Raw genomic sequence first — 14,794 nt, 5'->3', positions numbered from 1 at the left:
TTATCACCCGTACATTGGGAACTCTTTTCTTGGAGTTGTTGTCTGCTCGGTTGTGCGAACGTCCTCAGCAAGCTTCTGCATCTCAACTTCGATCTTCTCGGCCTGTTCAATGAGGTCCTGTGTATCGATCGTAAATCCATACATGGAATTAAGAACATCTACGACAACTGCTGCTGCCCTTGGATCAGGATTCTGGGTCTTGGTAGCACCCAGCAGGCTTATAGCAGGCAGATTATGCATGAAACATTCTGCCATTACGCTACCGGAAATACCGGAGATAGTACCCATCTGGAAGATCTCGACCTTCTCTTTGATCCTTTCCAGCATTTCTTCAGTTGTAGCTGCACCAAAGACCTTGTTGTCCTCTCCCATTGTGGCAATACCTGCAATAGAGATAACTTCCTTTACCCCTACAGACTTTGCCCAGCCAACCAGGGCCTTGCTGACATCATAGGATACAGATGGATTGATAGGGATATCAGATACCACCATCACAATGTTATGCTCCTCACTCTCATAGATCCTCACAGGCATATTGACAAGACCCTCATAAAGAACTGCTATAGGAGGGAAATACCTGGATTCGATGGAACCTATATAATCCATATCCAGCTCCTCGATGATCTGCTGGCTGGCAATGTTACCTACAAGTCCAATTCCCGGAAAACCTTCGATAAGTATCGGTTCCTTTGACCGGATAGGTTTTGTTATGATCTCTACATCGATCGCATCATAGTCGTCTGTTTCTGACAAAAAAAATCACCCTCTGTAAAAATATACCCCATCACTGCTTCAGTTCATGTACTTTACACTTATTATATAATTGTAAATTCTCATAGATAAGAACATCGTCTTAGTTCGGAGAAATGCTTGCATAAGAACGATATACATAAGACCGATGATGACAAAATGACTCCAAAGAAAGAGAGGAATTATCATGGAAAGACCTATACTATATTTCGATGATGTCGGCAAAGAGAACACCGATGCTATTGTGAAAGTGGCTGCTGAAAGAGCAGAAGAACTGGGGATCAAATACATCGTACTTTCAAGTACAGAAGGATATACAGCCCTGAAGATGGCAGAAGCGGTCAAGGGCAAGGATGTGAAGATCGTTGCCATAAGCCACCAGTACGGACTTCGTGAGGATGGCAAGTGGGAGATGAATGAAGACAACATGAAGAAACTTCAGGAAATGGGCGTAGTGGTCACCACACAATCACACATGTTCTCAGGAGTGGAGCGTGCGATCCAAAAGAGACTGGGCGGTGCAAGCCGTACGGATGTGATCTCAGACACACTCCGTGCAGTCTTTGGAAAAGGTTTCAAGGTCGCCCTGGAGGTCGTAATGATGGCTGCAGATTCCGGCCATATACCTGTCTCACAGGATACAGAAATAATCGCAATCGGCGGAACACGTCAGGGTGCTGATGTAGCACTTGTTGTAAGACCGGCACATTCACAGAACTTCTTCAACATGCAGGTTCGCGAGATCCTTGCAATGCCACGCGCAAAGGAAGAGCCAAAGTGAATAAAATAAGAACTGACCAGTCACAGACAAATCAAAAATAAAACGAATTTCAATCCGGGCATCTTTAAGATGCCAGCCCTTTTCAAATCTTTTTTTACATTGATACTACTTTCAGGACTTATTCAGTTCCCGATCTCAGCATCACTTTTTATTTTCATTTTCGGACTCATCTTCTACTTTGTCTTCATCAGCTTTGTTTTCACCATCATCGCCCTTGATCCGAGCATTATCCTGAGAAGAAACAGAAGATCCGGATGCTTCTTTTTGGAAACTTGAAGCTGCTTTAAGGTTCATTGCGGTAAACCCTACAATGAGAACAAAGGCAATAATAGCAATGCCGATTACGGTTAAAGTATCCATGTAATTAAAAAAAGAATAAGTGTCGAAAAGACACTTACTGTGGCTTTTCGTACAATGCGGTCTTTGTCATCTGGACGCCTTTCTTGGAGTGTGGCTGCCTGAAGACAGAGTCGTTTGCTTTCTCGATCTCACGTGCGTCGACTGCGAGCTGTGCTGCTGCGCGCATCATTTCGTGACCGGTTGCGGTTGTGAGTGCAACCTGCTCGATCTCCTTCATCATGAAGCATGCTGGGAAGTTGATCTGTGCGACCTTGTCAGCCATGTGGAGTGCTGCAAGTGCCTTTGCCTTTGCGTATGGGTTGTTGAAACCTGCACGCTCGATGCACTTCTCTGGCTTTGCGAGAATGTGTGGAAGCTCGAGGTCCTTTCCGGACTTGCCTTCGTCGACCTGTGCAGCAACTGCATCAAGCTCTTCCTGGATCATTCTGACAACACCACAGGTTGAGAGGACCTTCATTGCGTCAGAGTTGAAGGAAGCCATCTCTACAGCATCAAGGAACTCGGTCTTTGCACCGATGAGTGGGTCTACGGTCATGATGATGTAACCGAAGCCTGCATCCTGAAGTGCCTGTCTGTCGTCTTTCTTGGTTGGACCATCGGAAATTACGATGCATGGTACATCCTTGTAAAGCTCACGTGCAGCTGTTGGGCCTGGTGCACTGGAGTTAGGGCTGATCATAACATAGAAGTCAGCGTCCCATTCCTTGAGCTGTTCTGTTTCTGCAGCTTCGCCCTTACCCATCTTAGGACCAGTTCCGAATACACGTACACTGATACCTTCTCTTGCTGCGATCTCGTCCTGTACAAGGTCAATGACCTGACTCATACCAAGATTACCTAACTTAATAAATCCTATTTTTGCCATAGTAGATCACATTACTGCAACTACGGTTTAGGATATAATATTTGTGATTATCCATATGTATAACGAGTTACATAAAGAGCTTAGAAGAATTGTCCACACATATTATTAGAGGCAATAGGCGATTATTTTGTAAAGACAGAACAAAACAGTAACACTTATATCCTACATGTGAAATTCATATTCCATCCTATGTGTTAGTATTTGGATTAACGATCTGTTCTCCGAAGCCATATTCTACCCGTAAAGCTTAAAAGTAATGTGGGGAATTGTAGTTCCATCTCAGTACATCCAGTTATTACTGATTGTAATCAGTGTTTTAAAGTTTCAGGTATGGTCAAGTGAATTCCAGCAATAATATTTCTAAGAAAAGATATTCTAAACTGATCGTTTTTGATATGGACAGTACACTCGTCGATGCAGAAAGCATTGATGAACTTGCACGTGCTGCCGGCGTTGTTGACAAAGTTTCTGTTGTTACAGAAAAGGCAATGAATGGCGATATCGACTACAATCAGGCCTTGAAGGACAGGGTCAAACTTTTAAAAGGATTAAAGCTGGAAACTGCAAAGGAAGCTATGAATGCTATGAAGCTCATGCCCGGTGCGGAAGAACTTGTTAAACATGTTAAAAACCTGGGATTCAAAACAGCAATGCTTTCAGGAGGCTTCACACTTTCAACCGACAGGGTTGGAAAGCTCCTTGGCATCGACTATGTTTACTCGAACATACTTGCTGTAGAAGATGGACATCTAACAGGCGAGGTCAGTGGCCCGATGACAGGTAACAACTCCAAAGAAGTGGTCTTTGAGAAGATCACAAAGGAGATGGGATTCAACACCACAGATTGTATCGTTGTTGGCGATGGTGCCAACGATATTTGTCTCTTTAAAAACGCAGGATGTGCAATTGCATTTAATCCAAAACCAATTCTGCGCCAATATGCAGATGAGGTTATTACTCAAAAAGACCTCAGGGCAATAATTCCGATCATAGATTCGCTTGATCTGGATTAAAGTCCTCGTATCGTGCATTAGAAATGCATGAAATGCCAGCTTTTTTGCTGGAGAGGGAGGATATATAGAACATGTTGAAAGAACTGAACACCAAAAGGCAGGAATTAAAAGCTGCATCTGAAGAAGCGAAAGAGAAAAGAAATGGATTAAACGCCGAAGCAAGTACTCTGGCTGCAAAGCGCAATGAACTTAACAAGCGCACAAAAGAACTCATCAACGAAGCACAGGAATACAAGAAGCTCCGTGATGAGAACAATGAGCAGGTCAAAGAGAACAAGGCAAAGCGTGACGAGATCAACGCCAAGGCTAACGAAGTATTTGCAAAGGTCGATGCATTACGTACCGCAAATAACCTTACAGGTCCATCCATCAAGGATATCAGAAAAGATATTGACCGTCTTGAATTCACACAGCAGACAGAAGTACTTTCCCCAAGCAAGGAGAAGGAACTTGTCAACAAGATCACAGAGCTCCGTAAACTCTATGTGATCAAGAAGGATCAGCTCGAGAGCAACACAGAGCTCAAGAACCTGTTAACAGAAGCACAGGAGATCCGCGACGAGGCGTCCACATTCCACAATGTCCTTTCCGAGTATGCACAGAAAGCTCAGGAATATCATGACAAGATGATCTCCACATTCAAGGAAGCTGACAAGATGCGTGCAGAATCTGATGCTGCACACAAGCAGTTTGTCGAGTTCCAGGAAAAGGCTGACGAGCAGCACAAGTTGTTCATCGCAGCACAGAAAGAGATCAGGGACATCGATAAAGAAGTTCGCAAGATCAAGAAGGGCGAAGACACTGGTGGAAAGAAGGTCGCATCCATGGAAGATGTTAGAAAGGATGCAGAGGACATCTTTGACAAGTTCAAGTCCGGTGAAAAACTCACCACCGAGAACCTCATGGTCCTTCAGAAATCCGGTCTGCTTTAATCGAAAAATCGAAAATTTTGACAACTTCGAGGGTGTTGCTACACCCTCAATTTATTCTAATATTCATAGGATCCATCAGATCCATCCTTTTTGAATACTGTTTTTTAATAACTAATTACTGATAGTAATCACCATTTGTTTCAGAATATAAATGGAAATCGATCAAGTGACCTATAAAAAGTAAGAAAATTTTTAAGATGGAAAGGAATGGAACACAATTCTTTATTGGAATGCTGAATAAACATGAATGTGGATACTGATTGTTAAAATGAACATATGAAGATCATAAAGGTGGAAAAGATGACTGTTGAGAACGAATTTCGAGAATATAACGAAGATCTAATGAAACTTTTGGACTTTTTTAAATGTCCGGAAGGATGTGAGAAGTGCAAAAATGTGAAGGAGAAAAACGGCGTCTCGATGGACATGTTCCCACTATGGATCCAGAACAAAGATCATTCTGACAAGATAGCAATTGCCCCTTGTGAAAAGGGTGTGGAAATTGCAAAGGCTCTTGCAGAACAGAAGAAATCATTGTTTATCCATATTGTTGATGTTGGACAAATGGAGGAGCAAGAAGCTGTGGAATTGTATGCATCATTACTTAGCAATGTTGAATTGTTGGAGGAACAAAGTAAGACATTCACCGGAACAGAAAACAGCTACGGCAATATGATAATTGATATAAAGGATATCTTTATGCTTTTGGCATATATGAGCTATGAAGCCGATCCGGAAGAATCCCGGAAATATTTTGATAAGGCTTTAGGCTTGAACTAAACCTAACTCTTTTGGTTTTTTATAGCAATTGCATATAGATTCAATCAATCAATCAATCAATCAAAAAGCGATAAGTCAGAAAAAATGACTCATCACCACTATTTCTAAGTTAAAATGACAAAATGTCTTTAAAAGATATATTTAGTCAAAGTTATGCAACTTCCTGAAATCCGAATCTCTCATGAGGCAGGTGCCACCTTTGTAGGTTGAATCCTTGCGGATCTTCTTCCAGACATCGGAAATTCTGTTCTTATGGATATTTCCAAAGGATAAAGGAAGGCATGAACAGGGGAAAATGTCACCTTCGGGAGTAATATGAAGCCATTTTCTTCCGGCAAAACATCCCATTTTCTTCAATACATGAGGAATGGCAAAAACTTTCGGACCATCCATATCCTCAGTGCGCTTTACGAACTCATCGAACTTCCTGTGATCTTCAGCACTCATCATCTCATCCAGACGGTTCATCCAGCGTCCGGTAGGTACTATCTCAAAGAAAGAGATCTCATGGACACCGAGATCTGTAGCCAGACTGTAGAAATCATCGAGCTGGTCGATGTTCCTTGGAGATATGACCACATAGATGTTCACGAGCAACCCCACATCCATTGCATTCTGAATAGCAGCAATAGCTTCATTGAAAACACCTGCACGGCCACGCATGGTATCATGACCCTTTTCGTTGGGGCTGTCAAGGCTCACGCTCAACATATCTAGACCGGCTTTCTTCAGAGAAAGTGCACGCTCTTTTGTAAGCCCCACACCTGAAGTGAACATGCCGGCAATAGCACGGTCGCCATCGACATAGCTGATCAGATCTTCAAGTCCTTCATAGACAAGAGGTTCACCGCCATCAAAGACTATGAAAGTGGAACCCATGTCAATGACCTGGTCAATTACACTTTTTACATCACCTGCAGGCAAAGATGCCTTGTTTTTGGTATCAGGAAGAGCACAGTGAATGCAGTTGTTAGGGCAATCCTCGGTTATTGAAATTGTGACCTGTTCGGGAACCATCTTTCCACGTATGTACCCCATCTGGCTTGAAACAAGGCGGTCAAAGGCCTTGCTGGGTATAGGTGGCATCCATGTGGAAAAGATCAATTCGTCTTCCTTTACCAATGCCGGCCTTTGCCCTTCAAAAAGGTCCATCATCTCAGAAGTAAGAGGTTTAATGGCACGTGATGCAACTCCGGAAGTATGCATCCTGACAAGGCCATCTTCAACCGTGGCAAATACCTTGAAAAATGGATTTTTGTAAAAATAATACCTTTTGCTATCTACCATAAGATCACTTCTTTCTTAATAAGGCCCTGTAAGCCAGAAGGGACTTAGGATTCTTTTTCATCATGAAAAGGCCTAGCTGCATTGACCTGTGGAGAGATGTACCTGATAGGAACGTAAAGTCTTCTCCTTCAAAGGTCTTCATAAGATCATCTATTTCATTGTCCTTCATCTTGCGCAATGTTTCCAGGCCTATTCGGCCAAGCACATATTCTGCCCGGTACTCGGTGTTCCATCTCTTACGGTACTCTGAAAGGAACCTTGCAGAAACATCTCCTTTTGCAACTGCATCTGCTGCCACATCACCACACATCTGGCCGGCATGCATACTGTACCCTATACCTGACTGACCTGCAGCACCTCCCACCAGCATCACACCATCGGCAAGCATCTGTTTGGGAATGGTCACAATGGGATCTCCGCCAACCGACCTTTCAAGGACCTCAAGGTCATCAATACCTTTTAGTTTCTTGAAGTTCTCGACCCATTTCTCAAAGAAAGGCGATACATCCTTTCCATGACGCCTTACGTAAACCCCGAGGGTTGCAAGGTTCCCACCACATGGGGAATAGGTGGATTTCCATCCGGGACAATGGTTCCCAACATAATATTCGAACATATCAGGCTCACCGATGCCATCTGCCTCTACGAAAGCTTCCATTGCCCATGCAATATCATTGGGATGCTTCATCGGTTCAAGCCCTAGCAGACTGGCGATCTTAGAATTAATACCATCGGACACGATCACAAGGGAACATGTAAGAACTCCACCTGGTGTGCTGATGTTCATGACACCCTTGCTCCTGAAAATACTGGTAACCTCAACACCCATGCGAATCTCTGCGCCGGCATCCATGGTCTGCTTTGCATAGAACTCATCGAACTTCAAACGATCAAGGAAATACGCAGGACTCTCAATAGCAACCCTGCCACCGGACGGAGCGATCAGGTAAGCTCCCCTCATGTTCTTAATCACATAGCTCTGGTCAACAGGTTCATTGGACCTGTCAAACATGCCCTTGAAGAAAGTATTCGCAGGATGGGTAGGATGGCCTATTATCTCTTTTTTGTCTATCACCAGTACCTTTGCACCTTTTCGGGAAGCATTCCTCGCTGCCATAAGGCCTGCAGGGGAAGCACCTATTACAATAATATCTGCATCCATTTGAAAAACCTCGAACATCACAGGATACCTGCATAAGATGTGAACAATATAGAAAGCACTACATCAACTATCAGGGAACCGAACATGAATCCCCTGTACCTCGAACCCTGCAGGAAAAGTCTGCCACCACGCTCAGGAAGAGGGTTTTTCACAAAGTCGAATGCCTGTGACAGCATCCAGAAACCTGAAAGAATTGCTCCTGTGAAGAATATAGGACCAAGGCCTGCAGTAATTCCAATGGCAAAGGATGAAAGAACACCTACGAGCCAGCAGGAGAAAACGAACTTAGAGGTCGCCGGGACTCCGAATGTCACAGGGAAGGTCGGAGCACCTTTTGCACGGTCGCCCTCTACATCCCTGGATACTCCCGAAAGGGTGAAACCCCAATCGGCCACGCACATCATTATGAAAAAGAAGATTCCTGGCAATGGAAGGATCACACCATCGCTACCCCTGAGTATTCCGGCAGGATCGAACGCAAGCCAGATGCCCACAGGAACGAGACCGTATGCAATACCAACTGGAACAAAGCTCAGGAATGTTAGCCTTTTTGCCATTTTGGAGTAGATGCTGATAGTCAGAACAGCAACAACAAGAACCAGAAACGATTCCGGATTCAGGTAGAATGCCGCAGCTCCTGCAATTAAGAACAGAATAAATGCATATGTAAGTCCCTGTTTCTGGGAGACCTGCGCTGAAGCAAGTGGCCTGTCAGGGAGATTGATCTGATCAATGTCCACATCGCAGCAATCGTTATACACATAAGAACTTGTGATCGCGGCATACCCACCGATAACAGCAATAATGAATGGAATAAGCGGAGGGAATCCGGATGTTGCCAGATAGGATGCCAGCAGGGCACTTGCTGCCGGGAGAGCAAAATCCATATCCGCGATCTCCGGCCTTAGCAATTCTAAGTAGGGGTTGCGTGTCTTTGATCCTGTTGTTGATACCAAATGAATCACCATTGGATGATTTCTTCAATATTTATACTCATAAAAAGTATAGTTCACTCTTTGATCTCTGCGATCTTTCCAAGCTTTTCGAACAGTGGATGTTCAAGTCCTTCTTCCTTGATAAATGTGAACTTTGCATCAGGGTTTAGCTCAATAAGAGCAATCGTGTTCTCAAGAGCCTTCCCGAGAGATTCCACATCCGGTGTGCTGATAACTTCTGCATTGAAAGGATATACTTCAATAAGCTCAGCAGGAAATGCACCAAATGGAGCCTTGAATACAAGGTCGTTATCGTAATTCTTGAACTCTTTCTTTGAAGCCGGCCTGATGATGGCTGAACCTTTTATTGTGAAACGGTCAAGTTTATTGGAAAAGCGAAGCACTTCCGGCCTCTGTGCAGACTCAGGACCACAATAGAAGAATGTGGACTTTGATGCAGGATCATGTTCCTCTATCCAGTCGGAATAGGAATACATCCTTTTAAGGGCTTCCAGCATCCTCGGGTGAGTGCGGCACCTCTGCTCCACAAGTTCCAGGAGATTGCCTTCCTTGATGGACTGCTTGACAAGGCGCATTTCCTCAAATGTAACATAGAGATTGTGTCTTGCAAGAAGCTCTTTGCAATTATCAGCTTTCTTCATCTCTTCTGCCGTATGGGATACGCATATCGGGCAGGAACATGGGAGATAGCTCAGGTTATCAATATGATATGTACCGTTAGCAGTAATGTAACGCCTGTCCTTGGCATATAATGCATAAGCAGCAGAATCGAACAGATCGCAGCCAAGTGCTACTGCAAGTGCGAACATCATCGGGTGTCCGGCACCGAACAGGTGTACAGGCACGGTCGGGTCCAAGCCCTTCTTTGATGATACGATCACATCCACAAGATCAGCATACCTGTAGGTCTCCATCAATGGAACCACTGCACCAAGAGGATATACATCGAACTTGTGTTCCCGGAGAGACTCTGCAGCCTTCTGGCGCAGGTCAGGATATGTAGAACCCTGTACCGGACCTGCCAGAAGCATCTCGTCATTTACCATCCCTCGTGCTTCGATCAGGCGCTCAAGGGTTGTTTCTAATTCAGATTCCGCTCGACTGCGTGGAACATCCGGTGGAGTGGGTATATCCAGTGGCACACCTATGTCGGAACCGATGGTCTTCTGGAACTCGATTATCTGCTCATTGGTCACTTCTATATCACCATAGACAGAAAGCTGGAATGAACCGGAATCTGTCATGATGGGACCGTCAAAATCAAGAAGTGCGTGAAGGCCTTCCGTCATTGCCTTTTCGCGAAGCTCTTCCTTGCGTGATATGATATATGAATTTGTAATAAGCATCTGGGCACCAAAGCTTCTCATCTCGGAAGGTTTGATGGCCTGAAGGTTCGGGTTTATTACAGGCATGACTGTAGGAGTTTCCACAACACCATGAGGTGTTTTCAGTTTCCCGATACGTCCTGCAGCGTCTTTTTGGGTAATCTCGAATATCGATGACATTTGAGCATTAGATATTGGCTGATATTATATATTTGTATTTCATGACCAGCACACAAAATAAAGACAATGCCTGCAAAAAACGATATGCATAGTTAATTTGCCAGAATATCTGAGACCTTCTCAAGTACATCAGAAATTTCCGACCCCTTAATTCTCAGATCCTTGTTTTTCTTTATTCCAAGATCGGTTATCAGAATGTGACGATCAATTCCAATTCCTGCAAGTTCAAGGGTCTTCTTTGTACAGTTGAGAGGACAGCCATCAATAGCTATTACACGATCACAGCCCTCTGCAGATCTGAGAAGACCGGGGACCTGACCTCCGATGCCTACAGCACACATCATCTTACCAACTCCTTTTTCAGTTAGTTCGATCGCAAGCTGATTGGAAAGCTGCCCGACGTTGGAAGCGCCGGAGCATGAGAACAATGCCACGTTGGTGGAATCACAAGCACATTTTATTTCGTCTGCCATTGAGACATCCCTCAGTTACTGGGTCAGCCATTCCTTAACTTTATCTTCGGAAGGGATCTTACCTGCGATCTTGACATCGCCATCGATCACAAGCCCCGGCGTGACCATTACACCATAGTCAAGTATCTTGTCGATGTCCTCAACCTTTACGATCTCGGCATCAATGCCTGCTTCTTTTACTACCTTTTCCACGATCTCTTTTACCTTGTTGCATTTGGCGCAACCTGAACCTAGTACTTCTATTTTCATTTAGACACCTCTTAATATTTTTGAATAATATAACTGATTTAAGCTTTTTGTTTTTATCAGAAACCTCTTTTCAGAATCTCAATAAGTTCATCAGCATGGGGCATGCTCCCCCGTATCCGCTGGCACACCGATTCCAAATCATACTCACACCTGATCATTTCTACAGAATAATCATCCGTGTCGAAAACAGCACAACTTGCACGTATATCTCCATCCCTGGGCTGTCCAACAGACCCCGGATTTATTATTGTAACATCCCCAACATGCCTGACAAAAGGCATGTGGGAATGACCAACGACTATGAAGTCTGCTTCCACACCTTTGATCATCTCAAGAACTTCATCTTCAGGAGTATCGGGCTTGATATATTCGTACATTGATCTTGGACTACCGTGGGCAAAATACATCTTTTTACCAGCAAGGTCTTTTTCAATATACATCGTCAGACCTCTGAGGAATTCCATGTGAGAATCATCAAGTTGGTCCCACGTATATTCCCTGGTAGCTGTTGAAAGGTGCTTGTACTTGTAACCACATCCACAGTCAACTCTTGAAGCCACAGCATTGTCGTGATTACCCTTGATCACAGGGATATGCTCATTTTTTATGAGCTCGATGCATTCTGCCGGATCAGGACCGTAGTCCACAAGATCACCAAGACAGATCACTTCATCATGGGGTACGGAAAGTACGGCATCAAGAGCAGCTTTGTTCCCATGAATGTCTGATATTATCAGTAACTTCATCTTAAGCCTCCCGTTTGAAAAACTGCTTTGTCCTCAGGCATATGCACACAAGCCCGAGCATCACAGGAACTTCTATAAGAACTCCGACAACTGTTGCAAGAGCTGCACCTGAATTGATACCGAACAGCATTGCAGCCACTGCTATTGCCACCTCGAAGTGATTAGATGCACCGATCAGAGCTGTTGGTGCTGCATCTTCATAGGATATTCCAATGACCTTTGCAATACCATATCCAAGGAAGAATATAAAGAACACCTGCACAAGAAGAGGTACTGCAATCATCGCGATCACAAGAGGCATGTCAAGGATAATATCTCCCTGAAGCGAGAACAGGGCGACCAGTGTAACCAGCAGTGCAGTTATAGCAATATTGTGCATGACAGGGGAAAAACGGTTCTCAAACCAGTCCTTACCTTTGTTTTCCAGCAGATAGTTACGTGAGAAATATCCGGCAACAAGAGGTACACCCACATACATACTTACAGAAAGTAGTATTGTTTCCCAGGGAACTACGATATCACTTATTCCAAGCAGAATTCTTGCAAGTGGAGCGTAAAGGAAAAGCATGACAAGGGAATTGATCGCAACCATTACCAGAGTATGACCCTGATTACCTTTGGCAAGATATCCCCATACAAGCACCATTGCAGTACAGGGAGCAACTCCAAGAAGGATCATCCCGGCTATATATTGTGATACCTGGAGCTCTGTGAGATAAGGAGCAAATATATTTGCCATGAACAGCCATGCAAAGAAGAGCATGGTAAAGGGTTTTACAACCCAGTTGATGACCAGTGTCGTAAGTACAGGCTTAGGGGTCTTCCCTGCTTTTACTACCTGTTTGAAATCTATCTGGACCATGATCGGATAGATCATAAAGAAAAGACAGATAGCAATAGGAATCGAAACCTCATATACCTGCATCGAATCCAGTGTCCCGGCTATCTGTGGGAAAAGCTTGCCAAGAGCAATACCAATGACTATGCATGCAAAGATCCATACGGTCAGGTATTTCTCAAAAAACCCCAGTTTGTTTTCTTCAGCCATATTATCCCAATATTTTATTTTTTTGTTATATTAGAGATTCAGATTTTTTTAAATAACTCAGCCAATAAGATAACCAAATCCAAGTCCTGCCAGTGTAGCAATTACAACTACCAGCATTATGTAGGAAGCACCTCTTTTAGCGCCCATGATCCTGCTGATTACGATCATGTTCGGTAGACTCAGTGCAGGACCTGCCAGTAACATTGAGAGAGCAGGACCTCTTCCCATACCAAGAACTGTGAGAGCACTGATAATAGGAACCTCGGTAAGTGTTGAAAAGTACATTAAGGCTGCTGAGGTCGCTGCTATCAGGTAAGATGAGACCGAGTCACCACCTACGAACCTGGCAACATATTCTGAAGGAAGTACCTCCACAATGATACCTGCAAAGAACACACCGATCAGGAGCAAAGGTGTGATCTGTTTTACAAGGAACCATGTCTCACCCATCCAGTCAGAAAGTTCCTCACGTGTGAACCATTTGAACGAGAAGTACACAGTGATGGCTATCAATGGAATGAGTATGGACAGCATCAACAACCATGAACCAAATATTTCCGGGACAACAAGGATTCCCAGTAACAGGATGAACAGGTAAGCGCTGTTCCTGTGCTTATCTTCACCGAAAGTAGCGATCTTCTTTCTCTCGACCTTGCCTCTTTCAAATATTGCAGCCATGGTCAGACCGACTACAATAGATAGTGAAACTGCAACGACAGCTCTTGCCACACCAAGGTCATATCCAAGGATCTTAGCAGTGTAGACGATCGCAAGTATGTTTATGGCAGGTGCGGAGAAGAGGAATGTTGTTGCAGGTCCGATCCCTGCACCTCTTTTATAGATACCTGCAAACAGCGGTAGAACGGTACAGCTGCAAACCGCAAGAAGACATCCGGATGCTGCAGCTACCGAGTATGAGACATACTTTGGTGCATCTGCTCCAAAGAACTTCAACACAGATTCCTTTGAGAACAATGAAGCTATTGCACCTGCAAGGAAGAATGCAGGTACCAAACACAGCAATACATGAAGTGCAAGATATTCCTGGACCGATTGCAGTCCAGCATTCATAAGAAATATGAAGTAATCAGTTGACATGATTTCAAATAATGTTGAAATACTATATAAACTTAGCTATTTCAATAATTATTGAATTAATGAGAACAGATTCTACATTCAGAATATACACCAAGATCCACACCCAGATTAGAGCGCGGGATATAGAAAAGTGCGATCATGTATGGTTACATATCAGAGATTCTTAAAAAAAAGACAAACTCAAAGCTAGGTGAGTGTAGATCAAGTAAAGGAAAAGGATAATAGAGTGAGCACAGCAGCGATGTAGATTTCCCAAGGACTCTCGTACCTCAGTACAGTAAACAACGTGGGCAGGCTTATCTTCTGTGTTCGGAATGGGAACAGGAGTGGCCCTGCCGCTATGGCCGCCGTACTCTTACTCATGTTAATGGATGAAAGCCAAGGTCCGGATTCGAACCGGAATGGAATCGCTCTGCAGGCGATTGCGTAGCCGCTCCGCCACCTTGGCATTTGAACGAATCCTAGTAGGCAATACAGGCATATAAGCTTTTACATTGCGACAATGAAGGCTAGTGATCGTATTGTTTTGACCACAGCAAAACTTCTGCACGGTTTACTTTAAGCAGAGCTCAGGAGGACTGTTGAATACCAGGAAAACATTAAGTCACAACTCATGGGTTGTAGCAAATCAAAGAAAAGTTAAGGTAAAGAGTGAGTATAGCAGCGATGTAGATTTCCCAAGGACTCTCGTACCTCAGTACAGTAAACAACGTGGGCAGGCTTATCTTCTGTGTTCGGAATGGGAACAGGAGTGGCCCTGCCACTATGGCCGCCATACTCATCTCTAAT

General features: G+C 44.0%; 16 protein-coding genes, 1 tRNA gene and 2 rRNA genes. 4 read left to right on the top strand and 15 right to left on the bottom strand.

Translation table 11 applies throughout. The annotated features are described in order from the left end of the window. Positions 1–3 precede the first annotated feature (3 nt). Positions 4–753, bottom strand: a complete 750-nt coding sequence (locus WOA13_RS00095; protein ID WP_342125976.1) for a proteasome assembly chaperone family protein — start codon at positions 751–753, stop codon at positions 4–6. 184 nt (positions 754–937) lie between these two features. On the opposite strand from WOA13_RS00095, the gene WOA13_RS00090 reads away from it, so the two are divergent. Further along, positions 938–1,531, top strand: coding sequence for a pyruvate kinase alpha/beta domain-containing protein (locus WOA13_RS00090; protein WP_342125975.1), 594 nt, complete (start codon positions 938–940; stop codon positions 1,529–1,531). Between the two features lie 141 nt (positions 1,532–1,672). Here the strand turns inward: WOA13_RS00090 and WOA13_RS00085 are convergent, their stop codons facing one another. Together WOA13_RS00085 and WOA13_RS00080 are read right to left on the bottom strand one after the other, a co-directional pair. Beyond that, a complete protein-coding gene (locus WOA13_RS00085) occupies positions 1,673–1,891 on the bottom strand; it encodes a hypothetical protein (RefSeq protein ID WP_342125974.1) in 219 nt (72 codons plus the stop codon). 34 nt (positions 1,892–1,925) lie between these two features. Then, entirely contained in the window at positions 1,926–2,756 is an 831-nt protein-coding gene (locus tag WOA13_RS00080; RefSeq protein WP_048205576.1) for a F420-dependent methylenetetrahydromethanopterin dehydrogenase, read from the bottom strand. A 395-nt stretch (positions 2,757–3,151) separates the two neighbouring features. Between WOA13_RS00080 and serB the strand changes: the two genes are divergently transcribed. The 3 genes from serB (at position 3,152) to WOA13_RS00065 (ending at position 5,481) form a co-directional block, all read left to right on the top strand. Beyond that, a complete protein-coding gene (serB, locus tag WOA13_RS00075; RefSeq protein ID WP_342125973.1) occupies positions 3,152–3,769 on the top strand; it encodes a phosphoserine phosphatase SerB in 618 nt (205 codons plus the stop codon). A gap of 71 nt (positions 3,770–3,840) precedes the next feature. After that, a complete protein-coding gene (locus WOA13_RS00070) occupies positions 3,841–4,701 on the top strand; it encodes a coiled-coil protein (protein WP_342125972.1) in 861 nt (286 codons plus the stop codon). 276 nt (positions 4,702–4,977) lie between these two features. Continuing rightward, entirely contained in the window at positions 4,978–5,481 is a 504-nt protein-coding gene (locus WOA13_RS00065) for a hypothetical protein (RefSeq protein WP_342125971.1), read from the top strand. A 141-nt stretch (positions 5,482–5,622) separates the two neighbouring features. On the opposite strand, the gene WOA13_RS00060 is transcribed toward WOA13_RS00065, so the two are convergent. From WOA13_RS00060 to rrf (WOA13_RS00005), 12 genes are all read right to left on the bottom strand, one after another. Next, the gene (locus WOA13_RS00060; RefSeq protein WP_342125970.1) at positions 5,623–6,768 is read right to left on the bottom strand and encodes a radical SAM/SPASM domain-containing protein; all 1,146 of its coding nucleotides are present in this window, start codon (positions 6,766–6,768) and stop codon (positions 5,623–5,625) included. Between the two features lie 4 nt (positions 6,769–6,772). Further along, positions 6,773–7,930 carry an NAD(P)/FAD-dependent oxidoreductase gene (locus WOA13_RS00055; protein WP_342125969.1) on the bottom strand — a complete coding sequence of 386 codons (1,158 nt, stop codon included), beginning with the start codon at positions 7,928–7,930 and terminating at the stop codon, positions 6,773–6,775. 17 nt (positions 7,931–7,947) lie between these two features. Beyond that, the gene (locus WOA13_RS00050; RefSeq protein ID WP_342125968.1) at positions 7,948–8,886 is read right to left on the bottom strand and encodes a UbiA prenyltransferase family protein; all 939 of its coding nucleotides are present in this window, start codon (positions 8,884–8,886) and stop codon (positions 7,948–7,950) included. A gap of 53 nt (positions 8,887–8,939) precedes the next feature. Then, positions 8,940–10,391, bottom strand: coding sequence for a tRNA guanosine(15) transglycosylase TgtA (gene tgtA, locus WOA13_RS00045; RefSeq protein WP_342125967.1), 1,452 nt, complete (start codon positions 10,389–10,391; stop codon positions 8,940–8,942). Between the two features lie 92 nt (positions 10,392–10,483). Continuing rightward, positions 10,484–10,864, bottom strand: coding sequence for a putative zinc-binding protein (locus tag WOA13_RS00040; RefSeq protein WP_342125966.1), 381 nt, complete (start codon positions 10,862–10,864; stop codon positions 10,484–10,486). Positions 10,865–10,879: 15 nt separating this feature from the next. Further along, entirely contained in the window at positions 10,880–11,113 is a 234-nt protein-coding gene (locus WOA13_RS00035; protein ID WP_342125965.1) for a thioredoxin family protein, read from the bottom strand. A 56-nt stretch (positions 11,114–11,169) separates the two neighbouring features. Beyond that, positions 11,170–11,859: a metallophosphoesterase family protein gene (locus WOA13_RS00030; RefSeq protein ID WP_342125964.1), complete on the bottom strand. Its 690-nt coding sequence runs from the start codon at positions 11,857–11,859 to the stop codon at positions 11,170–11,172. Position 11,860: 1 nt separating this feature from the next. Beyond that, positions 11,861–12,907 carry an ACR3 family arsenite efflux transporter gene (gene arsB, locus WOA13_RS00025; protein WP_342125963.1) on the bottom strand — a complete coding sequence of 349 codons (1,047 nt, stop codon included), beginning with the start codon at positions 12,905–12,907 and terminating at the stop codon, positions 11,861–11,863. Between the two features lie 57 nt (positions 12,908–12,964). Continuing rightward, positions 12,965–14,005: a permease gene (locus tag WOA13_RS00020; RefSeq protein WP_342125962.1), complete on the bottom strand. Its 1,041-nt coding sequence runs from the start codon at positions 14,003–14,005 to the stop codon at positions 12,965–12,967. Positions 14,006–14,235: 230 nt separating this feature from the next. Beyond that, positions 14,236–14,357, bottom strand: a 5S ribosomal RNA gene (gene rrf / locus WOA13_RS00015). A gap of 24 nt (positions 14,358–14,381) precedes the next feature. Then, positions 14,382–14,453 (bottom strand) — tRNA-Cys (locus WOA13_RS00010). Between the two features lie 207 nt (positions 14,454–14,660). After that, positions 14,661–14,782, bottom strand: a 5S ribosomal RNA gene (gene rrf, locus WOA13_RS00005). Positions 14,783–14,794 lie beyond the last annotated feature (12 nt).

This window comes from Methanococcoides sp. LMO-2, from assembly GCF_038432375.1.
In the GTDB taxonomy this organism is placed as follows: domain Archaea; phylum Halobacteriota; class Methanosarcinia; order Methanosarcinales; family Methanosarcinaceae; genus Methanococcoides; species Methanococcoides cohabitans.
Note: the sequence above shows the minus strand (reverse complement) of the source record. Positions and strands in the feature narration are given on the sequence as shown.

What these genes read in the sequence shown, in the direction of transcription:
- tgtA (WP_342125967.1), bottom strand. Translation starts at nt 10,391, where the DNA reads ATGTCATCGATATTCGAGATTACCCAAAAAGACGCTGCAGGACGTATC.
- WOA13_RS00035 (WP_342125965.1), bottom strand. Translation starts at nt 11,113, where the DNA reads ATGAAAATAGAAGTACTAGGTTCAGGTTGCGCCAAATGCAACAAGGTA.
- arsB (WP_342125963.1), bottom strand. Translation starts at nt 12,907, where the DNA reads ATGGCTGAAGAAAACAAACTGGGGTTTTTTGAGAAATACCTGACCGTA.
- WOA13_RS00030 (WP_342125964.1), bottom strand. Translation starts at nt 11,859, where the DNA reads ATGAAGTTACTGATAATATCAGACATTCATGGGAACAAAGCTGCTCTT.
- WOA13_RS00065 (WP_342125971.1), top strand. Translation starts at nt 4,978, where the DNA reads ATGAAGATCATAAAGGTGGAAAAGATGACTGTTGAGAACGAATTTCGA.
- WOA13_RS00040 (WP_342125966.1), bottom strand. Translation starts at nt 10,864, where the DNA reads ATGGCAGACGAAATAAAATGTGCTTGTGATTCCACCAACGTGGCATTG.
- WOA13_RS00090 (WP_342125975.1), top strand. Translation starts at nt 938, where the DNA reads ATGGAAAGACCTATACTATATTTCGATGATGTCGGCAAAGAGAACACC.
- WOA13_RS00020 (WP_342125962.1), bottom strand. Translation starts at nt 14,005, where the DNA reads ATGTCAACTGATTACTTCATATTTCTTATGAATGCTGGACTGCAATCG.
- WOA13_RS00060 (WP_342125970.1), bottom strand. Translation starts at nt 6,768, where the DNA reads ATGGTAGATAGCAAAAGGTATTATTTTTACAAAAATCCATTTTTCAAG.
- WOA13_RS00055 (WP_342125969.1), bottom strand. Translation starts at nt 7,930, where the DNA reads ATGGATGCAGATATTATTGTAATAGGTGCTTCCCCTGCAGGCCTTATG.
- WOA13_RS00070 (WP_342125972.1), top strand. Translation starts at nt 3,841, where the DNA reads ATGTTGAAAGAACTGAACACCAAAAGGCAGGAATTAAAAGCTGCATCT.
- serB (WP_342125973.1), top strand. Translation starts at nt 3,152, where the DNA reads ATGGACAGTACACTCGTCGATGCAGAAAGCATTGATGAACTTGCACGT.
- WOA13_RS00085 (WP_342125974.1), bottom strand. Translation starts at nt 1,891, where the DNA reads ATGGATACTTTAACCGTAATCGGCATTGCTATTATTGCCTTTGTTCTC.
- WOA13_RS00080 (WP_048205576.1), bottom strand. Translation starts at nt 2,756, where the DNA reads ATGGCAAAAATAGGATTTATTAAGTTAGGTAATCTTGGTATGAGTCAG.